A 24,470-nucleotide genomic window follows, 5' to 3' on the forward strand; every position below is an offset into this window, starting at 1 on the left:
TTCTTGTTATCAAGCTTCGCTATCGAACCGTAGCCTGCATATACGTCCGTTTACCCTCAGAATCCTTCAAATAAGGTCCCAGACCAGCGAAGCGGGAATGGTCTACATAGACTCCTGTCATCCATCGCCCCTCAGTCAGGCCGCCATTCCACTGCAGTACAAGATCGGGAGCTGCGATCCATTCCTGATACACCCTTATGTTCTTTTCTTTATATTCTTTGCTGGGTTTGCCAATCTCGGCCAGCCTTAGATTATTCATATAGGTCGGTACGAAATACGTGGAAATCGTATCGAGATCATCGCCATCCAGAAAGGCTTCTTCGCCCAAGTATGGCTGAAGCAGCACCGTATTCTCATACAGCGACCATATTACAGCCTGCAGCACCATGCTCTGCCGGATGCCATTATGGAAGGTGAACCTGCGCTGCTGGCTGGAGCTGAGATTGTCCGGGACTGCCGATGGTTCCAGGCAATGCCGTTCACAGCCGATGCATTTCCAGCCGGCCGGGCTCTGGATCCATTTCTGAAACACGCTCCCGCTATCGTTATCTCCCTTGTATAAGGAAGATATGATTTCGTAGGGCACTCCAATCCACGCATCCCATAACGAGCCGGGAAGATGTCCGTGCAGCATAAACAACGTCTTGTCGTAAATGAGCTGAACTTTAATTGAGGCGGTCTCCAGCTCGGCAACATCGTCTTTTCCATATGTTATTTCCCGGGAAAACAAGGTGGTTTTCATCTTCCTCGCCTCCTAAAAGTTTTGTTAGCGTTACTTCTATCGAGTCCACTACGACAAAACTTACTTCGAAAGCATACACTTAGTTTTGTTAGCGTTACTTCTATCGAGTCCACTACGACAAAACTACTTCGAAAGCATACACTTAGTTTTGTTAGCGTTACTTCTATCGAGTCCACTACGACAAAACTACTTCGAAAGCATACACTTAGTTTTGTTAGCGTTACTTCTATCGAGTCCACTACGACAAAACTACTTCGAAAGCACATTCATATATTTGGTAACGCCCGCACACGTCCGGCAACAGTTTTTTCTATTATATTATATCCTGCGGTTGATTGTGCAAGTTTTATTTGAAAAAATTTGAATAAATTTGAAAAAGCCCCTTTTCCATGAAGCGGAAAAGAGGCGATCAATAGGACGCTGAAGCGCGGGCTACTCGACCCAGCTCTCTGCCCAGGACTGAATTTGCTGCATAACCGGCTCAAGTGCGCGGCCCTTAGTGGTTAATTCGTACTCGATGCGCACCGGAGTTTCCGGATACACATGCCTTACCAGAATACCCTCACATTCCAGATCCTTCATTCGTTCGGACAGCATCTTATCGCTCATTGATGGAATCAGGCCGGAAATATCCTTAAAACGCTTCGGTCCACTCATCAATGTCTGGATAATCAGCCCATTCCAACGTTTGCCTAAGAAAGAGAAGGCCGTTTCGAATCTTGGGCACATCGTCAGCTGATGTTCTTCCATTGTTCTCACCTCTCACTTGTGAAACTTACAATTAGTTAGTATATATAATTTTACCACATTTATAGCGTAATGAACATCGTTTACCAAAAAAAAGTTCATTAGCCTACCTTATTATATCCCTGATGTCAATCCATGGTGCCTTGCGGCGGCTTTCGCTGTGCAATCGCCTCGGTTACCACGTAAGCCAGATCATCGTTGCTATAGAGGGACAACACTCCTAGAACCGTATCATCGGAGATAAAGCCTGCTTCCTCCTCGGGTACAGTCAGCGCCAGTGCCCTGCTGAGCGCGGCATTGCCCTCCTGCTGCGGGTAAGCCTGCAGATACAGCATATGCGGGTCTAATTTGTTGTTCACACACCATTGGGCAAATACGAGAATCATCATTTCCTCATCCCGTTTGTAGCTTTCGATAATCTGCTCTTCCATTGATTTGCTGTACTCGTCCATAGTGTGCTCCTTTCTGCTCTTCTGTCATTCGGCAAGCTTCGCTGCCAGCACATGGCTGGGCAGAACGGCGGAAGCTGCGATGCCGCATTGCTCCGGGGTATGAATATTGTTCAAAAAATGACTGACCACGCCGCTGAAGCCTCTCCGCTCCAGAATCGTATCCCAGCTTCCGAAGCTTTGGTTGCGTGGCAGGGAACCCTTCTCGAATAACGTAACCTTCTCCATGTCCACCACTTCTACTGATCTGCCGTTTCCGTGCAGCTCCAGCTTCTCAAGGTCAGCTCCGGCATCCCTGACCATGCTGTACATTCCGCTCTCCCCGCTGGTCCAGGACAACATTCCGGAGGATTGAAGCAGCCTGCCTTCCCGATCGGACTTAAGACTGCTGTGAAGCAGCTCATAATCCCCGCCGCAGAGCCAGAGCAGCAGGTCCAGCATATGAATCAGATCATCATGCACAGTTTCACGGCTGCTGCCGGATTGCAGCTTCGCGCGGTGTTTGACCGCCTGACAATGGCTGATACCGCCGGCTTTAGTTAGCCAGGCCTTGGCTGCCATATACATCGGGGCATACCGGCGGTTGAAGCCTACAGCCAGAAGCAGTCCTTTGTCATCGGCCAGCTCCGCCATCCGCCGGGATTGTTCCAGCTCATAAGACAGCGGCTTATCTACATACACTGATAATCCGTGCTCCAGACACTGGGTCACAATCTCATAATGAGTAGGCGTGGGACTGTGCACGAAGACCGCATCAAGATCCCAGGACAGCAGCTCATTTAGATCGGTGGTGCCTTTGGGCAAGCGGTACATACCGACCGCTCCCTGAACCGTAGCCGGAGAATGGCTTAGCACTCCAACTACCTCGGCCTGGTCATGACGGGAGAGCAGCGGCAAATAGACTTTACGGGCGATATCCCCGATGCCGACCATCGCCACTCTTTTACGTGCAGTGTTATTCATCGTAGCATCTCCCTCTTCTGTCATTCTTAGATGTATTATACAGTGACAAGCTCATTCGACAAATGATCTTTGCTTCATTAATTACTTTTTTTTCAGTATGATGAGATGAATGAACGGAAGAAAGGGAATAGTAGAATGAGAAAATGGCTGATGGCTTTGCTGTATGTTGCGGGTGTAATCCTTGTGTTTATCTATAGAAATGAAATCCTGGGCTGGCTGCGGGAGGATCACAATCTCCTCCTGTCGATCGGCGCGGCCACATTGCTGGCCTTTTTTCCTGTCATACCCTATAAGGCTGTCATCGCTTTATTCGGATATGCCTACGGAAGTGTAGCCGGCGCAGCCATCTGCTGGTTAGCGACCACTATAGCTGCCGCGGTAGTGTACGGCATCGTAAAATATATATTTCAAGACAGGGCGGGTACATACTTAGCCTCTATACCACTGCTTGAGAAATTCTCGTCTGCCGTACAGCGGCGCCCCTTTGCTTCCATCGTGCTTGCCCGTCTGACTCCGGTAATTCCGCAAATGGCGGTGAACATCTACGCCGGTGTATCCGGACTGCACTTCTGGAGTTATCTCGCCGCTACCGGCCTAGGCAAAATCCCCGGCATATTGCTGTACGCCTTTCTTGGAGGACAGCTGTTCCTTCATCCGAAAAGCGCTGTTATAGCTATTCTGATCTATGTCGCCGTAATCGCACTGGCCGTATGGTCCCTCCGGCCCCGCCGTTCCTTGGAATAAAGAGTCAACTGAGCACACATGTAGCAGTGAGAGTCCCGGCAGCTATGAGGATGTTGCTTACAAGCATTCTGCCACACGAATGGCATCTGCTGGCAGAGTGATCTAATTTGCTTTATAATTAAATTGAATTGTGATCTATTTAATTGCATTCTATGAATGGAGGGATATTTATGAGTGATGTTCAGTCTAACCATATAGGCACCAAAACAGAAAAAGCGACTTTTGCGGGAGGCTGTTTCTGGTGCATGGTATCTCCTTTTGAGGAGCTGCCGGGTATTGTCGAGATCCTCTCCGGTTATACGGGCGGGCATACGGTCAATCCGACCTATGAAGAAGTGTGCTCAGAAACGACCGGGCATGTTGAAGCGGTACAGATTACTTTTAACCCGGATATTTTCCCATACAGCAAGCTGCTGGAGCTGTTCTGGCAACAGATAGACCCTACAGATGCCGGAGGACAATTCTATGACCGCGGAACTTCCTACGGCACGGCGATATTCACCCATTCGGAGGAGCAGCGCCAGCAGGCAGAAGCTTCCAAGGCTGCGCTACAGGCCAGCGGACGTTTCTCGGGGCCAATTGTAACTCCAATCCTGCCGGCTAAAACGTTTTACCCTGCCGAAGAGTACCACCAGGGTTATCATCACAAGAATCCCGGACATTACAAGCGTTACCGCAAGGGCTCCGGCCGGGATGCTTTTATCGAGAATCACTGGACACATCAGGAGGATAAGAACAGTCTGAAGGAACGTTTGACGCCGCTGCAATACGAAGTGACGCAGAACAACGCTACGGAATCGCCTTTCCGCAACGAATTCTGGGATCATCATGGAGACGGTATATACGTAGATATCGTATCCGGTGAGCCGCTTTTCAGTTCCCATGATAAATTCGATTCCGATTGCGGGTGGCCCAGCTTTACCCGGCCAATCCGCGACTATTCGGTCAAGGAGAAAACCGATCTCAGCCACTTGATGATCCGCACGGAAGTGCGCAGCAAAACTGCCGATTCCCACCTTGGTCATGTGTTCAACGACGGTCCCGGTGAAAATGGCCTGCGGTACTGCATCAATTCGGCTGCCCTGCGTTTTGTGCCGAAAGAAGATCTGGAGAAGGAAGGCTATGGAGAGTACCGTGTGCTCTTCCAGCATGCCTGATTCATAACGAACAGGAATTCTAAACATCTAACCCATACAAAAAAAAGAAACTCTGATTACAGAGTTTCTTTTTTTTGTATTTGCTTATGCAGGGTCAAGCTTCGTAATAAGTGGTGCAAAATTAATCACTGAGAATTTATTCGCACTGGTCGGATCACCACTGCCTACAGCAACCTTTTGTGTTGTTGAGAGGCTGCTGGTCCAAGGGGTGTAATTTGCCCCGGCTGTGTCCGTACGCAGCTGGGTTTGAGAGAAGCTGGCCTGGCTGTACGAGCTGGCGCCTTGATCCTCCACACCGTGTATCATTTTCACTTTGTTATACGTCCCCAGCGCCTTCGACGCATTGCCGACATCCTTGTGGTCGGTCCAAGGGAGCGCCGCACCATTCAGATACAAGGTGGCTTGACGCGTGGAATGATCATAAGTGAGCTTAAGGTCAACCGTCTGGCCTTTGGCAAGACTCGATACAACTTGGGAATCATAGTACGTGCTGGTTCCTCCGTAGGAGGCTCCAAGAAACACTTTGAACCCGAGGTAAGAGTAGGAAATCCCCGCTTCAATGGAGGCATCTCCGATGCCCAAGTACCAGTCGACGTAGCCGTTTACCGGATTAATCGTTGTCGGCAGAATAAGCTTTGTTGTTACCCCTGTGTAGCTGGCTGCATTGGTAATTGTTCTAACTGCTCCGTGTCTGTTCATTCTTATCCATCTCCCTATACATATTAGTTAGTAGAAGCTGGCGCGCCATCTTTGCTTCTCATCTATTAGGGAAATTTCAAAAGAGAATTACAACCAAGCTCCAAAAAAACTTATCATCCCATACAGGGTGCTCATTCTTTATCCTTTATTCTCCGGTTCACCGCCATCTTCCTCGGGGGCAGTTCTATTCTCCGGCGCAGGCTCTGTGCTGCTGCGGTTCAGATTCTCCCTGTTCTGCTCCCGGTTGATCTGGCCGATCCGCTCCATATGCGTCTTCTCACGCTCCTTGGATTTTCTCCGGTACCAGAGGACAATCGCTGTAACCACTCCGCCTATAAGGAGCACCGGAAGTGCCGCTGCAAGGAAAACAACCAGCCACTGGAACATAATGGACAAAGCGTTCAGGCTGCTCTTGAGTGCATCCGATGCCCGCTCTAACAGCGGACCCTGCTCTTTCTTCTGCGTAACGGCAAGACTTTCGTCCGTCTGATAGAGGCGGAGCTCCACGGTGGAGAAGGAGACATTTTGATCAATATAACGCATTCTGCCTTTAATCTGTTCGATTTCCTCCTGAATCGCTCCAAGCTGGTTAGCGAAAGCGACCAGGTCGGCCGATTTGGTTGCTTTTTTCATAAACTCGATATACTGGTTCTCCATCAGCTGCTTAGCCTTAAGACGTGATTCCAGATCAACATATTCCTCTGAGACATCCTGCCCTGTAATGCTTTGCTGAATGTTCTCATTCTTGATCTTCTCCAGATTATCCAGAAAAGACGAGAATCCGGAAGCCGGCACCTTCAGAATAAAGGTCCCGCCCTTCTCGTATTCAGACATATTCTCCGAGAATTCAATAATATAGCCGCCGGCCAAAGTAATCATGTTACGTACATCACTTTGCGCTGAGGCATAGTCCTTTACCTCCATATTGAGGTTGGCCCGGTAGATCAGCTTCTTGTTCAGTCCGGCTGCAACATCGCTCCCGGTAAATCCGGAAGGTTGTTCAGCACCCTGTTCTGTACCAAGATTCTTGGCTGTACCGGTCTTGTTCGCATCGGTTTTCTGATCCTGTCCGCCTGCTGTTACTGTAGCAGACTCCGCCGAAGAATCCTTTGATTGAACCGAAGCAGCCGCAGGTACTGAATCTGCCGCCCCTCCCTCAGAGAAGGTGTTCGCACTGAGTTGATCAGCAGCCGAGTTGCTGTCGTCGCCTGAACCGCAGCCTGCCAGCACAACTGTTAGAACCAATAAAGATAAAAAGTAATGCAGACCCCATTTTCGCATTCTCATTCCTCCAAAAGTGTAGTGGAATTTCAGCTTCTTCTATATAAACTACCCCGGCGAAAGGCCCTTTGATCTCTGAGTCTCTTCCGCGTTATTTATTTTGACGTTCCAAAAGCTGGAAGGTTGCAGGAGATTAGAGAATTCCGGACCTTTTTTGATGTTTATTCCCAAAAATAACACCGTTTACATCGCAAACAGGATCATTCGAATGCTGAATGATCCTGTTTGCGAAATGAGGCTTTATTTGCTACAATAATCGTGTCTGAAAAGACACGAAACACCAAAAACCCTCTATTCACAAGGAATAAGGGCAGGGTTCTGTTCGGACAAGCTCCACCTTGCTGAACAGGACAAATCACAACGTTCTAATCATGTTGCCAATCCACTATAAGGGGAGGTGAACCCTCATGGCAAAAGACGTATTGTGCGCAGTGAACTCTTGCACCTATTGGGCAGAAGAGAACAAATGCAACGCTGAGTCCATTTTTGTTGCTTATCACAGCTCCAAAGAGCCTACACAGTCTGAAGAAACAGACTGCAAAACTTTCGAAAGTAAATAAGGGTAGACTTAGAAGGGACCCTCCACGGTTCCTTCTTTTCTGTTTCCCATTCTATCAAGAATGAGAATTATTATCAAGTGTTTATGCTAAAAAAGATCGCCGCAAAAAACCAATCCGGGGTGGAATACCCCGGATTGGTTTTTACAGTATATATGCCGACCCTAGCTGGACTTCCTCGGGATATTCAGCCCCCCTACGGATCACTGGGAAAATGTGCACCCGGTATAATGGACGTATCAGCGGCTGACCGCTCCGCTCTTCTCTCTGACAATCACGGCAGCCTGCACCATGTTGCGCAGCGCCGCTCCGGTTTCTTCCCAGCCCCGTGTCTTCAGGCCGCAGTCCGGATTAATCCAGAACTGTCCGGCATCAAGCACACGCAGCGCCCGCTCAATAGCCTGTGTCATTTCCTCTACCTTCGGTACACGCGGACTATGAATATCATACACACCAAGACCGATTCCCTTGTCATACTCCTGTTCTTCAAAGCTGACGATCAGCTCCCCATGGCTGCGCGAGGTCTCGATGGAGATTACATCGGCATCCATCGCCGAGATCGATCCGATCATGTCATTGAACTCACTGTAGCACATATGCGTATGGATCTGCGTGGTCGCCTTCACAGAGTTGGTAGCGATACGGAAAGATCTTACCGCCCAGTTCAAATAATGCTCATGATCTTCAGCCTTTAACGGCAGGCCTTCACGGATCGCCGGTTCATCCACCTGAATCATCTCGATTCCCGCTTCCTCAAGCGCCTGAACCTCATACCGCAGGGCAAGGGCGATCTGGTTAGCCACCTCTTCACGGCTGAGATCATCACGGACAAACGACCAGTTCAGAATGGTCACCGGACCGGTCAGCATCCCTTTTACCGGAAGACTGGTGAGCGACTGGGCGTACAGACTTTCCTTCACGGTCATAGGGCCGGTAAACGCAACATCGGCATAAATGACCGGCGGCTTCACACAACGTGAACCGTAGGATTGGACCCAGCCCCCTTTAGTAAAGAGGTACCCTGCCAGCTTCTCGCCGAAGAATTCAACCATATCCGTCCGCTCAAATTCACCGTGCACGAGCACATCCAGCCCGAGCTCCTCTTGAAAAGTAATCGCATCTGCAATTTGCTGGCGGATAAATCCGTCATAGCGCTCCTGATTCCAGACACCCTTGCGCCATTTGAGCCGGGCCTGGCGCACTTCAGGCGTCTGCGGGAAGCTGCCGATCGTCGTTGTCGGCAGCAGCGGCAGCTGCCACTTCTGCTGCTGCACCTTCACGCGTTCCGCGAAAGGCAAGCTGCGGCTGTCCGGCAGCTTATCCAGGCTGCTCACCTGCTCAGCCACATCCTGGCGCCCGCGTTCCGGCAGGGCGCGGAACACTTTCAGCGCCTCGCGGCTCTCAGCGAGCGCTGCGGCATAGACCTGCCCATCCTCGCCCGCCGCTGCTGCAATCAGACTCAGCTCCGCCAGCTTCTCATCGGCGAAGGCCAACGCCTGCCGTACCGCAGGCTTTAACTTGTCCTCGCCTTGAACAGTTACCGGCACATGCAGCAGACTGGAGGATGGCTGGAGGATCAGCCGTTCGTCCGGCACATGGGACTTCAGCGCACGGACCAGCTCAAGCTTGGCATCCAGATCGGAGCGCCAAATATTGCGCCCGTCGATAATGCCCGCTCCCAGCCATTTGTCCTCTGGCCAGCCCAGACGCCGGATCGAGGCCAGATTAGCCCCGCCGTCATGGACAAAGTCCAGTCCGATACCCTGCACAGGCAACTCCAGCAGCGCTTCCAGCGGCTCTGCGGCTTCAAAGTAAGTCTGCAGCAAGACATGAAGTCCGGGCACTGCTGCAGCGATCTCTCTGTAGATAGTTCCCAGCAGTTCAACTTCTTCCGCGGTTAAGCCGGTTACGATAGCCGGTTCGTCGATCTGTACCCAAGCCACGCCTTCCTGCTGCAGCTCCTGCAGCAGCTGCACATACACCGGCAGGAAACGGGCAGCAACCTCTGCAATTTGATCGGCAGCGAACCCCTTGGAGAGCTTCAGGAAGGTATAGAGTCCGACTATAACCGGCTTGCCTTCAATACCCGCCTGCTCTTTGGCGAAACGGTAGGCAGCGAGCGGTTTGTTCTCAATCAGGCGGGGAGTCTGCCCGCCGATTTCCGGCACGATATAATGGTAATTCGTATTGAACCATTTGGTCATCTCGCAGGCAGGGGCGGCCGAATTGCCGCGCGCCATGGCGAAGTACAGATCGAGCGGAATGTCTCCGCCATCGTAGGCATATCGCGGAGGAACAATGCCAAACATAGCAGCGGTATCCAGCACATGGTCATAAAAGGTGAAATCATTGACAGGAATCAGTGCGATCCCGGCCTGCTGCTGTGTCTTGAGGTGCTGAAGCTGAATCCCGGCCATTTCCGCGCGGAAGGCTTCTTCATTGATTTTGCCGCTCCAGTAAGCCTCCAGCGTCTTTTTCCACTCCCGGTTCTTTCCGATTCTCGGATAACCGAGGCTGCTCGTCTTGATGTTGTTTGTCATTACAGTCACTCCCTTGTCTATAGTAAATGCCTTAAGCTTTAGTTAATGATCTCAGTCGGTATCGATAATAAAGAGCGTCTTCCCCTAACCAGTCCGCAGGGAAAGACGCCCATGGGCTGCCAATGGGTAACGTCTTAACACCTCCCTATCTTCCGTAGGTACTGCAGTGCTGTTGAGACAGGCAGGTCTCCTGGCTAGCGGCGTCGGCATCCATCAGCAAGTCTTCCCGGCGAAGTAGAGATGGCCAGTGACATGGGCTGCTATGAACTCTTCCGTTACAGTGGCGGGACCGCATCGGCTTGTCACCGAATTTCCCTATTAAGCCTCCGGGCCTTTCTGATACTCCGGCTGGCGCCTGTCTCCGATATTTGCAAATTGTATTCATCCCGTAATCTGATGCCATCATACTGAATCCGATACCTTATCCGCAACAGATTTATGGGTATTCCCGTTATACACATTCCCTATAGCTGGCGCCGTGCAGGCTCATTTTGCGGCGATTCTGCCGCACATTCCCTCACAGCCTCTCTTCAAGAAGCAGCTTCGGCAGAACGTTTGGTATACAGCAAAAAGAACCGGCTGCACCGTCCTTAGCAAGGAGGTACTCCCGGTTCCTTTTCGATAAATGATAGCAGTTAACGGACTGTTTCAGCCTATCTTTTAGAACCAGACGAGGTAGACTACCCCGGCAAGAACGAGACGGTAAATCGCAAACGGCATGAGCTTGATCCGGTTGATCAGCTTCAGGAAAAACTTCATAGAGAGCAGCGCGAACAGGAAGGCACTAATGAACCCGGCAATAAAAAACGGCAGGGCATCTATCGTAAAATACTGCCAGTTCTTGACCAGTGAAATCAGACTCGCACCCGCCATAATCGGCACCGCCATAATAAAGGTAAAATCGGCAGCCGCACGGTGGCTCATACCCAGCAGCACACCACCTGAGATGGTCGATCCGGAGCGTGAAAAGCCGGGCCAGAGCGACAAGCATTGGATCAAACCTACCGATAGCGCCTGTCTATATGTAATTTGGTCAACACTCTCTGTCTTGATTTTTTTGGGGGCGAACCGGTCGGCAAAAATCATGAATATTGCACCAATGACCAGACCGATCAACACCGTCGACGTCGAGAATAAATGCTCATCGATGTAATCCTCGAACAGAAAACCGAGGATTCCTGCAGGGATAAGTCCTACAATGACCTGCGCCAGCTTCAGCCGGCCTTCCGTCTCCACCGGAGGTTGTCCTTCCGGCACCGCCGTCAGCTCCTTGCGGCTAAACCGCTTGAGACCCAGCAGGTCGATGAACCGGTTGCGGAAAATGATCACTACCGCCAGGATCGAACCCAGCTGGATGACTACTTTGAACGTGTTCGCCGCATATTTTCCGAGAAATTCCTGGGATTTCAGCCACATATCATCCACGATTACCATATGGCCGGTCGAGGATACCGGAGCAAATTCAGTTAATCCTTCTACAATTCCCAGAATGATGGCTTTCATGATAGTCAGCAGCTCCATATTGATCCCCTCCTTTTTGTTGACCTCACCCTATGCGAGGCTTTAAATAGTTCTGCGAAACCTGTGAATTTAATTAATCTGTGGTATCTACCGGTTTTCTACCGGACTGGCGTTTGCGGAAATAGAGCACACCACCCACAACAACTCCCACAGCAATCAATACGTAGACGACACTCGAGTAAGCTTCCATGTACACGCCAATATCCTCCCAGGATTCTCCCAGCGCAGCACCCAGCAGAATAAGCAGCACATTCCAGCCGAGCGTCCCGATCGTCGTAAACAGCATGAATAATCCGAATTTCATCCCCGACATTCCGGCAGGAATGGAGATCAGACTCCGCACCAGCGGAATCATCCGGCAGAATAATACCGTCCAGTAGCCGTATTTGTCGAACCAGGCATCCGCTTTGCGGATATCTTTTCCGCTGATCCGGAGCAGTCCGCCCCAGCGGTCCACAATCCGCTCCAGTCTGTTCACGTCAAGCATCCGGCCGATCCAGTACAGCACAAGCGCTCCCAGCAGCGAGCCGGCCGTTGAGGCGACCAGCACGCCGGGGATGGTCATCCCGGAAGTGGTTGTCATGAAACCGCCGAACGGAAGGATTACCTCCGAGGGAATAGGCGGAAAAATATTTTCCAGGGCCAGCATCAGAAAAATGCCCAGATAGCCGAACTGTTCCATAAAATCGGTAATCCATGTTTTCATATCGTGCTCCTCCGCGTTCAGATGAGATTTTTTTTGAGATTGCGCAAATAACGGCTGCGGATAAGGAAGAAGTATAACCCCTGCGCAGCCAGGTAGCCGATAAGCACCGCGCCCGTTTCGGCAGCGATGGACAGATAGAACAGCCGCTGCAGCGCAATAAAGGCGAACAAGCTATGCAGGATGGCCAGCCCCACCGGAACAAAGAACATTAGGGACAATTGCAGGGTCACAGTCCGGTCCAGTTCCTGGTCGGTCAGGCCCATTTTGGACAAGGTCGAATACTGCAGCCGGTCATGGTCAAGATCCATGTACAACCGGAAGTACAAAAAGCTGCCTGCGGCGATAAAAAAAACTGTGCCGACCAAAAGTGAAGCGAACAGCATCGTACTGTATAGTGTCTGCTGAATTTCGAACAACGTGCCGCTGACCACAACGGCATAAGGGGATTTACTCTCGTAGGACACTTTGCCTTTGTCCGCAAGTCCCGAAGCAATGCCAACCGTCTGTTGGAATGGGTCCATATAGAACCCGGTATACAAATCGCTTTGCACGGGATCAATGGCGGAGAACAAGCTGTCACTGACGACAACTCCGCTGAAATCACCGCCATCCCTCCCGTCCAGCTCCGGCAGCAGATATTCAGCAATCGGCACATGCTCCGTATATCCGATCTCCTGAATATCTACTCCCTGCTTCAGCTTATAGAGGGCATGAACCCGATCAGAGGTCAGGCTGCGGTCACGCTGGGAACCGATCATGACCAGACCTTCGTTCCCCATGAGCGGCTGCTCACGGGAGGTAAATCCGGCTTGCTGGAGCGCCTGTTTGTAATCACTGTAAGCCATCAGCGGCAAACGCTCTGTACGGTCAGGACCGGTCTGAGACTCTACTTCCGCATATTTGATTTGGATCTCCAGCGAGCGATAGGGAAGATTCAACCGCTCCAGTTCCGCTTTTATCCCGCTTAAATCCTCTTCCGCAGCGGACCCGGCCTCATTGCCCTTGGCCACATAACCGACCGCTGCCGGATAGTCCAGCTTCAGCTCTTTGGAGAGTGTATGAATAGAAGCAAATACCCCGACAGAGGTGAAGGATACCGCCGAAACAATCGTCACCATAAAAAACATCCGCCCGTTGTCTTTCCAGCGGTAGGTTAAGCCCGAGAGCGTAATAATGTTTGTCTTATGCCAATAAAACCGCCGGACTTTCCTCATTATCCTAACCACATATAGACTAAGCTGTGTATAGAACAAGTAAGTGCCGGCGACCGTAATCGCCACTACCGGAAACATCACTCTCTCCACCGATGCTGCGGTCGTGGTAGCGGCCAGAACATAGCCTCCAAGCAGCAGCAAGCCAGAAGTGAACGCCAGTAAGGCAGACACCCGCGGCTCCTTGTCTCCTTTGCGTCCGCGCTGAAACAAACCTCTCGCCGACTCGTTCCCGATAAAGGCAAAGGTACTTAACGAGATCAGCATGAACAGCAGAGCAAAGCTGCAAATCGTCAGTACCGGCGCGTGCCAGGAAAGATAAAATTCCAGCGGGCCAATGCCCAGGAACCCCGCCCCAATCATCAGGAACAGCTTGCCCAGCAGCAGACCGAGCAAAGTGCCGGTGAGAATGGCGGAGCTGCCGATCATCATATTCTCCAAAAAGACCATCAGGTTCAGCTGCCGCTTCGTCATGCCGTGCATCAGCAGGATGCCGAATTCCAGCTTACGGGACTGCAGAAAAGACCCTACGGACACCAGCACGAACAGTGAACAAAATACAAAGATGATTCCCTCAGCCACCATCATGGTGTCAGCCGCCGTATCCAGGATCATATCACCCGAAATCGCCGGATGAAATATAAACAGTGCGCAGAGAAAAAAGATCATTACGGAAAATGCGCTGCTGACAAAATAAGCGGCGTATTTACGCTTATTCCGCGTTACATTTCTATAAGCGAACTGCCGAAAGGTCATGGCTTGCTCCTCCCAGCAGCGACAGCATGTCGATGATATTCTGGAAGAAAGCCGGCCTGCTGCTGCCCCGGTACATCTCGCTGTAGAAACGTCCGTCCTTGATAAAGATGACCCGGTGGCAAAAGCTCGCCGCCACTGCGTCATGGGTGACCATCAGCACCGTGGACCCTTCCGCTTCATTGACTTCAGCCAGCAGGCTCATCACTTCGGCCGCTGTTTTGGAGTCCAGGCTGCCCGTAGGCTCATCGGCCAGAATCAGCGCCGGCCGGTGAATCATTGCCCGGGCAATCGCTACCCGCTGCATCTGCCCGCCGGAGATTTCATACGTCCGTTTATGAAAAAGCGGACCGATGGACAGTCGCTCAGCCACCTCTTGCAGCCTGTGTTCCATTTCCGGAAGCGGCACCCCGGTGAGCGTCAGCGGCAGCACGATATTTTCTTCTACGGTAAGCGTATCAAGCAGATTGAAATGCTGAAAGACGAAACCCAGCTCCTTCCGCCGGAAGAGCGCTTTGTCCTTGCGCCCGAGCGCATTCGGATTTCCGCCGTTAATCATTACCTCGCCTGAGGTAGGCTCGTCGATCGTGGCGATCACGTTGAGCAGTGTTGTTTTCCCACTGCCTGAAGGTCCCATAATACCTACAAACTCACCCTTCTCCACGGCAAAACGAATATGGTTCAGCGCATGAATCGATACCTTGCCCTCATATATTTTGGATAAATTATGGACGTCTAATATGGGCAAGTGCTTCCGCTCCTTCGTTCGCCTGATCGTTTTGGATTGACTTCATTATACAAACTGTAAACTACAGCTGCTATTTCTGAAACTTACAGTCACCTTACATTATTGTAAGCAGAATAGAGTTGACAGAATTCCGGTACGCTGCAGCCGATTCCTCTGTATCTATCAAACCACGGGCGTATGATGCTATAATAGTTGAATATTTAATTTCATGAGTCGGTATATAGCCGGGAGAGGAATTGTGATATGCGATGAAGGATACTCTTGCCAATGAACTGATAACCAGCTGGTTGTCATTGACCCATATACAAATGAATGTAGCAAATGAGTTAGAAACCAAACTTCAGGAGAACTACCAATTGTCTCTAAAAGAATTCTATCTGCTGCTGTTTCTCTCCGAAGCCCCGGAGAAGAAGCTGAAGCTGCAGCAACTGGAGTCGATGGTCGGGTTAAGCCAGAGCGCCGTCTCCAGACTGGTCAGCCGTTTTGAAGCCAAAGGCTGCAACGCGCTCCAAAGAAAGACCTGTGATGATGACCGCAGAAGCATCTATACCTCGCTTACTGCTATAGGGCAAGACAAGCTGGACCGGGCCCGGGTGACCGTTAACGAGGTTCTGGCCCAGTCGTTCCCTGACACCAGGGTGCAGGAGCTGCTGGAGCAGTTGCTGCGTCTGAAACAGCAATGATGGCGTAAGCCTGGCTTCCTGAACGACCCGCTGCCTCATCCCAGAGGCGGCGGTTTTTTTGGGGTGAAAAGAACCCATTCCGCCCGCGGCGCATACAACGTACAAAAAGGAACTGTGAGGTGCTCTCATGCTCTTTTCGCTTATGCAGCTGATCGGCGGTGTCATTCTTTCCCTCGGCTGGCTACCGCAAATCATCCAAATTCTCAAGACAAAATCGGTTGCGGACTTAAACCTGAAGTCCTACTTATTGATGCTGCTGGGGATTGGTTTAATGGAGGCTTATGCTGTCAACTTGGTGTTGACGGGCGTGGGACTTGCTTTTTTCATCACATACACCATGTCTTTAATAGTAGTATCGGCTGTCGTTATTCTGATCCTGCGGTTTCAGCCCCGGCTCAGAAAATAATCCGCACTGCCGTACCCTTGCCCACCTCAGAGGAAATTTCCACCTCATGCCCCAGCTTGCTGCAGATCTGCTTCACCAAATAGAGGCCCATCCCCGTGGATTCCTGAAAGCTGCGGCCGTTCACACCGGTAAAATAAGCATCGAAGACGCGCGGTAAATCCCCCGGCGGGATGCCGACTCCTTCGTCGCGGACTTCCAGCACCGCCCTGCCCTTCTCCTGAAGATATCCGCGAAAATGAACTACACGCCCCTCCTCTACCGTATAGCGCAAGGCATTGGTTATCAGCTGTGTCAGCACAAACGTCAGCCATTTCTCGTCAGAGGTGATGGTTATGCCGCTGTCCATCGCTATCGCCGGAAACACCCGTTTGCGGATGAACAGCCGTTTTTGTTCTGAGGTCACACCGCGCACGATGTCCGCCAGCTCCAGCTGCTCTACATAGAAATCATGCTCGAACGTATCCAGTCTTGCGGTATAGAGCACCGTATCCAGCCCTTTTTTCAGCCGGTCCAGCTCATCGCCAATGGCCGTAAACGGGGGACCGTCTTTATCCTGAATAATCAAGTGTATCACCGAGAGCGGAGTCTTCATAGCGTGCACCCACTGGTTGATGAAATGAATATGCTCCTCCAGCTTGTGGCGGTAGCTGTGCAAATCATTCTGGTAGAGCCGGAACTGCTGTGCCAGCAGCTTGCGCAGGCTTTCCGCGAGCGGAGAGCCCTGTGCGGGCCCTCCCGATTCATCCAGCGATGAAGGCAGGCTCTCCAGCCGCTCATAGAATGACCGGTTGGAGAAATAACGGTATGCCAGATAGGCCAGCAGCAAAAAGGTGCTGAGCAGCCCGGCGTACAGACTGACATTCACACCGCTTCCTCCGTCCAGCCGGTACACCAGGGTAATGATCATAAGCTGGGCAAGGTAGATCACGATTAACGGCGTCTGTTCCCGCAAAAATAGCTTCACGTCACTTCCCCCCAGTTGTCGCTTAACCGGTATCCTTGCCCGCGTACGGTCTGCAGCCCGTCCTGAATACCCATCGCCGCCAGCTTTTTGCGCACACGGGTGACATAGACATTCAGCGTATTGTCATCAACAAACGCCTGGTCATCCCAGATTTTCTCCAGCAGCCGGTCGCGGGTCACGATGGTGCCTGTTTTTTTCATCAGCTCGTCGAGAATTTTCGCTTCCGTATGGCTGAGGTCGACTTTGGCATTGCCGCGCGACAGCACCAGACGTTCCACATCCAGCGTCAGTCCTGACACCGCCAGACTGCGCTCGTTCGCTCCCACAGCATAGGAGCCGTAAGCACGGCGCAGATGGCTTTTGATTTTGGCCATGGCAATTTCATAATCAAACGGCTTCGTAATGTAATCATCCGCTCCGTTCTCCAGCGCCATCACCTGATCCATTTTGCCGTCGCGGGCGGAGATGAAAAGAATCGGACAGGTCGAGATTCCGCGGATCTGGCGGCACCAGTAATAACCGTCAAATTTAGGCAGATTAACATCCAGCAGTACGAGATGCGGCGCATACTGCTCAAACTCGGTCCGAACCGCTTCAAAATCGTTCACCGCCTGTGTTCCATAGCCGAACCTATGTAAATATTCCTGGAGCAGCGCCACCAGCCCCCGGTCATCCTCAATGATAAATATTTTGAACATATCAGGCCTCCGGTTTATGCCCTAGTGAAGCTAAGGGGTTTGCCCAATAATATATACAGTCACTGCAGGCTAGTCAAATATAGGTTATAATTTTCAGTCAAAGGAGCTGATGAGAGGCATGATAGATTATGGTCAGGATCTTTTCAAAGGATCGGCAGGTTATTACGCGAAGTATCGTCCGCTCTATCCTTCCGGGCTGGTGAGATTCCTTGTGAACCGCTTTGGGCTGGACGGGGAAGGCGAACTGCTGGATTTGGGCTGTGGAACCGGGCAGCTTGCCTTGCGTTTTGCCGATTGGGTTCAGCGCGTGACCGGACTCGACTACGAACAGGAAATGATCAATGAGGCAATGCGGATCAGCAAGGAAATGAGAGCGCTTAATACGGAATGGGTTGCGGGAAAAGCGGAAGAATATTTGGCTCTGGCCACATTTCCCGTGTACCGTCTGGTCACTATAGCCAAGGCTTTTCACTGGATGGACAGGGACCTGGTGCTCGAACTGCTCTACAACCGGGTTGCTCCGGGAGGCGGGGTCGCTATTGTGGATCAATATAAGCCTGATCAAGCGCCCCTGCCTTGGCAGAACGAAGTGGACCGGATCGTGCGCAAATGGTATGGCGAGGAGCGGAAGGCTGGCAATACGACCTATTCTCATCCGCTCAAAAGTCACACGGATATCGTAGCCGGATCCAGCTTCCGCCTTGAAACTCACCGGCTGCCAATGTATGAATATCAGTGGACTATAGAAGCCATACTGGGGAATCTGTATTCCACCTCCTTTGGTTCGAAGCGGTTTCTCGGCGACCGGGCACCTCTATTCGAGAGAGAGCTGGAAGAGAGGTTATTGCTTCTTGACCCCAAAGGAGTCTTTACTGAAGGGATACATACTAATATTATTCTGGCCGTAAAATAACACAAACAGCCGCCTTCCCGGGTAATCCGGTGAAGACGGCTGTTTCTCTAATCACGCTGTACCCGCGAAGTGGAAAAGCGGCAATTCTAATTCTTGTCTCTGGCAATCCTATCTGCCATCCAGCAGATTGCCAAGGCCCCCAAGGACGCTTCCTTCTTCCTTGCGGCCGGTGTTGCCGGCTGCCGACAGAATGCGGTCCGCCATCCGGCTGAACGGCAGCGACTGTACCCATACCTTGCCCGGCCCGCGCAGGGTAGCAAAGAACAATCCTTCCCCGCCAAACAGCGCGGTCTTAACACCTTTGACAAATTCGATATCATAATCCACAGACGAAGTCATGGCCACAAGACAGCCGGTGTCGATCTTGATTGTCTCCCCAGGCTGCAGCGTCCGTTCCAGCACATAGCCCCCGGAATGGACGAAGGAGAGTCCGTCTCCCTCCAGCTTTTGCATAATGAATCCTTCACCGCCGAAGAAGCCTGCGCCCAGCTTGCGCTGGAATTCAATTCCCACCGAAACACCCTTCGCTGCACAGAGGAACGCGTCCTTCTGGCAGATGATTTTACCATGGTATTGCTGAAGATCAAGCGGGATAATCTTGCCCGGGTATGGAGCCGCAAAGGTAACACTCTTCCGGCCATAACCCCCGCTGTGCGTGAAGATCGTCATAAACAGGCTTTCTCCGGTCAACAGGCGTTTGCCTGCACCCATCAGCTTGCCTACCAGACCATTTGTCCGTCCAGATCCTGATCCGTCGCCAAAGATCGTCTCCATCGTAATCTCCGGGTCCATCATCATGAAACTCCCAGCTTCAGCGATTACGCTCTCTCCGGGATCAAGCTGCACCTCCACACACTGTATTTCCTCGCCCATAATGACATAATCAATTTCGTGAGCACTCATCCTTGTTATCCCCCCAAAGTTTTTGTAATCCTATGTTTTTGAATGAGATATATACGCGCTCCCTCCAGCAGCGGTTTCAGCATTCTGTTAAATATTGCAGGGTATGGACAGCAGACGGTCACGCGTCTCCATATAAGCATGGTCCCAGCCCATTTTTGCGTAAAACCTCATAGCATCCAGCCCTTTAAAATAGCGGGCACCTGTTAAGCGCTCCTCAAAATGGGCAACCGGTGCTCCCAGTTCTTCATAATGCCTGTGGATAACCTGTGCCATATCCACACCGGGTATCATTGCATGCATTGAGGCCACATCAATCATGAAATCCCCGTATATGCTGTTACTGTCGATAATTCCGGTAATCCGGCGGCCGTCTGTGAGTATGTTCCACTCATGGCAATCATTATGGACAAAATGGCGGTGTGGCGCGTTATATTTGCTGTATGCAAGCAACCGGGCGTAGCACTCGTCAAACACATCCTTTTCCAGACAGCTGCTGGTGAACAGCTCATGCCAATTCTCCCAAAAGCCTTCCTGCTGCTCCTGCCCGTAAAAAGAGCGGATGAACTCCTCCCAGCTGGCATAGATGCCATTGCCTTCCTTGCTTAAGAAACCATACCCTGAAGAGCTGCTGTCCAGCTTCACCCCGTTCATCCCGGTAATGACTTGAACCAGCTCGGGAAGCAGTGCAGCCCTCTGCTCTGCTTGCAGGTCTGCCAGATTATGCCCTGTCACGCGCTCCGAGATACAATAGCTGTAAGCCTTATGTAGCCCCAGCCCCAATACTCTCGGAAAAGGTACTCCCTGTGAGGTGAGCAGATTTGCAATATAGGACTCGGTTTGGAAGGCATCCTCCGCCTCGTTGAACCGGATAACATACTCCTGGTCTTCCGCCTTGAATGAGAAGACAGTGCTGAGATTCCCGCCTTCCATCGCACTGATATTCTCAGCTTGCATTCCCCGGTCATTTCTGAAAATCCTTTCGATTTCCTCTGCAGTGACGTTTGGTTTAACTCTGTTCATTACTCATCATCTCCCTTTGAATTGGTAAAATAAAGCCCGGTCTGCCTCCTCCAGGGCACAGCAAAAAGCCGTGAATGAACATTGTTCATCCACGGCTGTACGCAAACGGTGCCCGGCAATAGAGAGACCTCTATCGCGGCAATGGATACGGCAGCTTGAGACTAGACTATAGTTCATAACAAAAGAAACATGAGCTGCGGCCATGCGGAATAATCCCTCAGTACTCCGGGAATACCTGTGCCTGGTCAGTTCATGCGTTATTCAGTTAATGGATTAACCGATTTCTTTTGTCAGGAATATAGTCATCATCAAAGCGCTGATCCCACCGTTCTTTTATTTGTTTCCATTATATAACACAATTCCCCGACATCAACTTTTTTAATTGTTTTTTACCGGAAGGTGGTTAACTTCGCCACACAAACAAGAGGCCAGCCGGGTAAGTTCCCGTTGGCCTCTCATAATGATCCCCATGACATGGGGCTAACTTTGCCCTATTCACATTACCGTACCATCCTGCGGCTTCACGCGTGCAGGCTGGATCTTCGGCGCCTTGCTCAGCTTCGGTCTGCCCAAGGACGTGGTAAAGGTGATCACATAGCCGGCTACAACCACGGCCATCACCGTATACAAGGTTTCCTTGAGAGGCATATAGAAGAGTGACAACGCCAAAACAATTACATCCATCAGGATGAATACCGTACCCACTTTAATTCCTTTCCATTCACTGATCAGCAGGGACAAAATATCGTCTCCGCCGCTCGCCCCGCCGCCGCGCAGGACCATTCCCGCTCCTAGACCTGTCAGTACACCGGACAACAAAGCCGCAAGCGGCAAATTATCCTGCAAGTCGATGACCCATCCGGAATAGCGTTCCATCAAACCATAGAATACCGTGAAGGCTCCTACGGAGATGAAGGTGTTCACCACGAACGATTTTCCTTTGAATATCATTGCGATTATGAGTACTGGAATGTCTAAGATTAGCGTAGATAGTGAAGGTGAAATTCCTAATACGTATTTGCCGAGCAGTGCCAGGCCTACAAACCCGCCCTCAGTCAAATGATTCTGATAATTGATGTGATAATAAGTAAATGCAAGTAACAATGTTCCGGATAAAATAATAATGAGTCGTAGCGGCAACCTCATGCCACTGTCTTGTTTCTTCATACAGGTCTCCCCTTATCGTAAATGGCGGCTTAGACGTCCCGCCAGCCTCTACGAGGGGTAAAACCAGAAGAGTTCTTCCTTCGCATACAATACTCCCTTCCCACGCAGAGGCGGCTTCGTCAATTAACAACGGTTCGCGCACATTCTACAGGGAAGCTAAGTATAAGACAGATCATAACGTTTCCAAATCGTCCTTTGGGGAATCGTCCTTCGGGGACACATGGTATCCTGATCCTTTCTTTAGTTTGATATGTTCTGTTTAGATTATACCACGCAAAGGAGTCACTCTAAACAGTTTTCCAATAAAAAGCATGAATTAGCCCGGATTTCGCAGCAGACGGTTCACCGTCTCCCGCCGGACGCCGATCAATTGCCCAATTTCTTCCTGTGTCAGCAGGTCTGTCAGCTGTGCTCCATATGAGTACTCATTCAGCCAGCGGGTCAGCAGCTCCATCCGCTCCCCCGGCGATCCGACAGTAAGGTGGTCAATGCGTGTCTGCATAAAACGAACCTTCTCCTGGAGCAGCAGAGCGATTTCCATCACTTTATCCGGCTCCTCGCGCAGCTCGCGGTACCATTCCGCAGCCGGAATGACCTCCACCTCGCTTCTCATCATCGCCACCGCCGTTCCATGCGCCTCCTTTGGCGAAATGAGGGAATGATGGGGAACCGTCTCACCGGGATACAACAGGTTGAACAGCACCATGTTCCCGTTCTCATGCAGCCTTGTCACCTTAAACAGCCCGCTCTTTACCTTGTACAGATTTTGGCAGCTGTCTCCCTGGCGGAACAAAGCCTCCCCTTTGTGCAGAATCATCTCGCTCGCTCCTTTATCTTCTCGTTAAGTATATTTGTAATTATACAGAAATACGCCTGCAAAATGCAGTTCGTTCAGGCAAAAAAAACTGCGGGACTCAGAGTTGAATTCTGAATCCCGCAGTACGGATGTTGTACTGTCTTAATTAGCCTTAATCGGCTTCTTCCAAAGTCCCAGCGTCAGACCGGAGATAACAGCTCCGATAAGAACCGCCAGAATGAACAGCAGAGCGTTGCTGGACAGAGCGGCTACAAAAATTCCGCCGTGCGGAGCCGGGACGTTGATGTTCCACAGCTGTGTAAGTCCGCCAGCTACAGCTGAACCAATAATACAGCTGGTCAGGACACGCAACGGATCGGCTGCGGCGAAGGGAATAGCTCCTTCGGTAATGAATGACAAGCCGAGCACATAATTCGTTACACCTGACTTGCGTTCCGTTTCTGTGAACTTGTTCTTAAAGAATGTGGTTGCCAGCGCAATGGCCAGCGGAGGAACCATCCCTCCCGCCATAACGGCAGCCATCATTAGTCCGTTAGTGTTGCCGCTGGACGTAAATACTCCAATGGCAAAAGTGTAAGCTGCTTTATTGAAGGGACCGCCCATATCAATCGCCATCATTCCACCGAGAATAATTCCTAAAATGATCATATTGCTGGTGCCCAGACTGTTGAGACCATTGATAAGTCCTTCATTGATCCAGCTGAATACCGGATCAAACAGGTAGAACATAATGCCGCCGGTAATGAGCAGACTGAATACCGGATAGAGCAGTATCGGCTTCAAGCCGTCCAGGGTTTTGGGCAGACCGGCGAAAACCTTGCGCAGCAGGATGACCACATACCCTGCCAGGAAACCTGCGGCAAGTCCGCCAAGGAATCCGGCATTGGAGTTCAAGGCCATATAACCGCCGACCATTCCGGGCATGAGTGCCGGGCGGTCGCCAATGCTGAGTGCGATAAATCCGGCGAGAATCGGAATCAGGAAATGGAAGGCGCCATCTCCCCCGCCGATCGTCTGCAGCAGCTTCACAAGCGGATTATCTACACCTGCCACCTGCTCGAACAGGAAGGAGATCGCCAGCAGAATCCCCCCGCCGACTACGAATGGCAGCATATGTGAAATGCCGTTCATCAGGTCTTTATAGATCTTGCTACCGATGCTGGAGGAGTTCCCTGCTGGGGCATCCCCGCTGCTGCGGCCTTCACTGCGGTATATCGGCGCATCTCCATTCATTGCTTTGGTGATCAGCTCTTCGGGTTTGCGGATACCGTCGCTTACCGGTCTTTGCAGCACCGGCTTACCGGAGAACCGGGCCATCTCCACATTTTTGTCGGCGGCAATGATAACACCGCTGGCCCGGCGGATTTCGTCCTCGGTCAGCACATTCTGTGCCCCTTCAGAACCGTTTGTCTCTACACGGATGTTGACGCCCATTTCCAGGGCCTTTTTCTTTAATGCATCCTCAGCCATAAAGGTATGGGCGATTCCTGTAGGGCACGCCGTAACCGCAACGACGAAGCTTGAAGAAGCCGGGTTGCCTGTAATTACGCGTTCAGGAGCCTGCTTTACGCTTTCGGATTCATTGTCCTTTTCCTTGGCCTTGGCCTCCTGCTCTGCCTGTTTGGCATCGAACAAAGCGGATACTTCATCCGGGGTGGAAGCTTTCATCAGCGCCTCGATGAATTCGCTTTCAATGAGCAACCTGGACAATGAAGCCAGTGTACGCAGGTGCATATTTCCAGCACCCTCCGGCGCGGCAATCATAAAGAACAGCTGTGCCGGCTCTTCATCGAGTGAGGCAAAATCAACGCCCGCTGCGCTTTTGGCAAACACTACCGTTGCCTCGTTGACGGCCCGGGTTTTGGCGTGTGGCATTGCAATGCCTCCGCCAATGCCGGTGCTGGATTGAGCTTCACGAAGTAAGATCATTTCTTTAAACTGCACGGGATCATTAATGCGCCCGCTGCCTGCAAGACTGGCGATCAGTTCGTCGATCGCCGCTTCCTTGGTCGTGGCCTTGAGGTCCATAATCATCGTTTCTTTTATCATCAAGTCTGTAATTTTCATTTATTTCAACTCCC

Annotated in this window: 24 protein-coding genes and 1 riboswitch; of the genes, 6 read left to right on the forward strand and 18 right to left on the reverse strand. The window is 51.2% G+C overall.

What is annotated here, in order from left to right; all coding sequences use genetic code 11:
- Window positions 1-19 precede the first annotated feature (19 nt).
- The 4 genes from H70357_RS24360 to H70357_RS24375 form a co-directional block, all read right to left on the reverse strand.
- Window positions 20-742, reverse strand: coding sequence for a hypothetical protein (locus H70357_RS24360; RefSeq protein WP_038594989.1), 723 nt, complete (start codon window positions 740-742; stop codon window positions 20-22).
- Between the two features lie 432 nt (window positions 743-1,174).
- Window positions 1,175-1,492, reverse strand: a complete 318-nt coding sequence (locus H70357_RS24365) for a winged helix-turn-helix transcriptional regulator (RefSeq protein WP_038594991.1) — start codon at window positions 1,490-1,492, stop codon at window positions 1,175-1,177.
- A 125-nt stretch (window positions 1,493-1,617) separates the two neighbouring features.
- A complete protein-coding gene (locus tag H70357_RS24370) occupies window positions 1,618-1,941 on the reverse strand; it encodes a protein YxiS (RefSeq protein WP_038594993.1) in 324 nt (107 codons plus the stop codon).
- Window positions 1,942-1,965: 24 nt separating this feature from the next.
- The gene (locus H70357_RS24375) at window positions 1,966-2,901 is read right to left on the reverse strand and encodes a Gfo/Idh/MocA family protein (RefSeq protein WP_038594995.1); all 936 of its coding nucleotides are present in this window, start codon (window positions 2,899-2,901) and stop codon (window positions 1,966-1,968) included.
- Window positions 2,902-3,036: 135 nt separating this feature from the next.
- Here H70357_RS24375 and H70357_RS24380 point away from each other — a divergent pair, with 135 nt between their 5' ends.
- The gene (locus H70357_RS24380) at window positions 3,037-3,645 is read left to right on the forward strand and encodes a TVP38/TMEM64 family protein (protein WP_038594997.1); all 609 of its coding nucleotides are present in this window, start codon (window positions 3,037-3,039) and stop codon (window positions 3,643-3,645) included.
- Between the two features lie 170 nt (window positions 3,646-3,815).
- Window positions 3,816-4,802 carry a peptide-methionine (R)-S-oxide reductase MsrB gene (gene msrB, locus H70357_RS24385; protein WP_038594999.1) on the forward strand — a complete coding sequence of 329 codons (987 nt, stop codon included), beginning with the start codon at window positions 3,816-3,818 and terminating at the stop codon, window positions 4,800-4,802.
- Window positions 4,803-4,886: 84 nt separating this feature from the next.
- Here msrB and H70357_RS24390 read toward each other — a convergent pair whose 3' ends face one another.
- Both H70357_RS24390 and H70357_RS24395 read right to left on the reverse strand, forming a co-directional pair.
- Entirely contained in the window at window positions 4,887-5,501 is a 615-nt protein-coding gene (locus H70357_RS24390) for a hypothetical protein (protein WP_052092225.1), read from the reverse strand.
- 138 nt (window positions 5,502-5,639) lie between these two features.
- Window positions 5,640-6,782: a DUF4349 domain-containing protein gene (locus H70357_RS24395; protein ID WP_052092226.1), complete on the reverse strand. Its 1,143-nt coding sequence runs from the start codon at window positions 6,780-6,782 to the stop codon at window positions 5,640-5,642.
- 407 nt (window positions 6,783-7,189) lie between these two features.
- Here H70357_RS24395 and H70357_RS35450 point away from each other — a divergent pair, with 407 nt between their 5' ends.
- Window positions 7,190-7,342 (forward strand): DUF1540 domain-containing protein, encoded by a 153-nt coding sequence (locus tag H70357_RS35450; protein ID WP_076108838.1) that lies wholly within the window; start codon window positions 7,190-7,192, stop codon window positions 7,340-7,342.
- Between the two features lie 236 nt (window positions 7,343-7,578).
- Here the strand turns inward: H70357_RS35450 and metE are convergent, their stop codons facing one another.
- From metE to H70357_RS24420, 5 genes are all read right to left on the reverse strand, one after another.
- The gene (gene metE / locus H70357_RS24400) at window positions 7,579-9,879 is read right to left on the reverse strand and encodes a 5-methyltetrahydropteroyltriglutamate--homocysteine S-methyltransferase (RefSeq protein WP_038595001.1); all 2,301 of its coding nucleotides are present in this window, start codon (window positions 9,877-9,879) and stop codon (window positions 7,579-7,581) included.
- Window positions 9,880-10,042: 163 nt separating this feature from the next.
- Window positions 10,043-10,253: riboswitch (cobalamin riboswitch) on the reverse strand.
- A gap of 286 nt (window positions 10,254-10,539) precedes the next feature.
- A complete protein-coding gene (locus H70357_RS24405; protein ID WP_038595003.1) occupies window positions 10,540-11,400 on the reverse strand; it encodes an undecaprenyl-diphosphate phosphatase in 861 nt (286 codons plus the stop codon).
- A 73-nt stretch (window positions 11,401-11,473) separates the two neighbouring features.
- On the reverse strand, window positions 11,474-12,106 hold the full coding sequence (locus H70357_RS24410; protein ID WP_038595005.1) for a DedA family protein: 633 nt from the start codon (window positions 12,104-12,106) through the stop codon (window positions 11,474-11,476).
- Between the two features lie 17 nt (window positions 12,107-12,123).
- On the reverse strand, window positions 12,124-14,073 hold the full coding sequence (locus H70357_RS24415; RefSeq protein WP_038595007.1) for an ABC transporter permease: 1,950 nt from the start codon (window positions 14,071-14,073) through the stop codon (window positions 12,124-12,126).
- Window positions 14,048-14,818, reverse strand: a complete 771-nt coding sequence (locus tag H70357_RS24420; RefSeq protein ID WP_038595009.1) for an ABC transporter ATP-binding protein — start codon at window positions 14,816-14,818, stop codon at window positions 14,048-14,050. Before H70357_RS24420 ends, H70357_RS24415 begins: the two co-directional genes overlap by 26 nt.
- 248 nt (window positions 14,819-15,066) lie before the next feature.
- Between H70357_RS24420 and H70357_RS24425 the strand changes: the two genes are divergently transcribed.
- Entirely contained in the window at window positions 15,067-15,501 is a 435-nt protein-coding gene (locus tag H70357_RS24425; RefSeq protein ID WP_038595010.1) for a MarR family winged helix-turn-helix transcriptional regulator, read from the forward strand.
- A 127-nt stretch (window positions 15,502-15,628) separates the two neighbouring features.
- Window positions 15,629-15,907, forward strand: coding sequence for a PQ-loop domain-containing transporter (locus H70357_RS24430; RefSeq protein WP_038595012.1), 279 nt, complete (start codon window positions 15,629-15,631; stop codon window positions 15,905-15,907).
- Here the strand turns inward: H70357_RS24430 and H70357_RS24435 are convergent.
- Both H70357_RS24435 and H70357_RS24440 read right to left on the reverse strand, forming a co-directional pair.
- The gene (locus tag H70357_RS24435; protein ID WP_038595014.1) at window positions 15,897-16,871 is read right to left on the reverse strand and encodes a sensor histidine kinase; all 975 of its coding nucleotides are present in this window, start codon (window positions 16,869-16,871) and stop codon (window positions 15,897-15,899) included. The two genes, H70357_RS24430 and H70357_RS24435, sit on opposite strands and share 11 nt — an antisense overlap.
- On the reverse strand, window positions 16,868-17,569 hold the full coding sequence (locus H70357_RS24440) for a response regulator transcription factor (protein WP_038595016.1): 702 nt from the start codon (window positions 17,567-17,569) through the stop codon (window positions 16,868-16,870). The genes H70357_RS24435 and H70357_RS24440 overlap by 4 nt, the downstream gene beginning before the upstream one ends.
- 118 nt (window positions 17,570-17,687) lie before the next feature.
- Between H70357_RS24440 and H70357_RS24445 the strand changes: the two genes are divergently transcribed.
- Complete coding sequence (locus H70357_RS24445) at window positions 17,688-18,482, forward strand: class I SAM-dependent methyltransferase (RefSeq protein ID WP_038595018.1); 795 nt, start codon at window positions 17,688-17,690, stop codon at window positions 18,480-18,482.
- A gap of 108 nt (window positions 18,483-18,590) precedes the next feature.
- Here the strand turns inward: H70357_RS24445 and H70357_RS24450 are convergent, their stop codons facing one another.
- From H70357_RS24450 to H70357_RS24470, 5 genes are all read right to left on the reverse strand, one after another.
- Entirely contained in the window at window positions 18,591-19,385 is a 795-nt protein-coding gene (locus H70357_RS24450) for a TIGR00266 family protein (protein ID WP_038595020.1), read from the reverse strand.
- Between the two features lie 87 nt (window positions 19,386-19,472).
- A complete protein-coding gene (locus H70357_RS24455) occupies window positions 19,473-20,405 on the reverse strand; it encodes a phosphotransferase family protein (RefSeq protein WP_038595022.1) in 933 nt (310 codons plus the stop codon).
- A 495-nt stretch (window positions 20,406-20,900) separates the two neighbouring features.
- Window positions 20,901-21,572, reverse strand: coding sequence for a YitT family protein (locus tag H70357_RS24460; RefSeq protein WP_038595024.1), 672 nt, complete (start codon window positions 21,570-21,572; stop codon window positions 20,901-20,903).
- 316 nt (window positions 21,573-21,888) lie between these two features.
- Window positions 21,889-22,389 carry a Crp/Fnr family transcriptional regulator gene (locus H70357_RS24465; protein ID WP_038595026.1) on the reverse strand — a complete coding sequence of 167 codons (501 nt, stop codon included), beginning with the start codon at window positions 22,387-22,389 and terminating at the stop codon, window positions 21,889-21,891.
- Window positions 22,390-22,530: 141 nt separating this feature from the next.
- Window positions 22,531-24,456: a PTS fructose transporter subunit IIABC gene (locus H70357_RS24470; protein WP_038595028.1), complete on the reverse strand. Its 1,926-nt coding sequence runs from the start codon at window positions 24,454-24,456 to the stop codon at window positions 22,531-22,533.
- Window positions 24,457-24,470 lie beyond the last annotated feature (14 nt).

Source organism: Paenibacillus sp. FSL H7-0357 (genome assembly GCF_000758525.1).
Lineage (GTDB): Bacteria > Bacillota > Bacilli > Paenibacillales > Paenibacillaceae > Paenibacillus_AQ.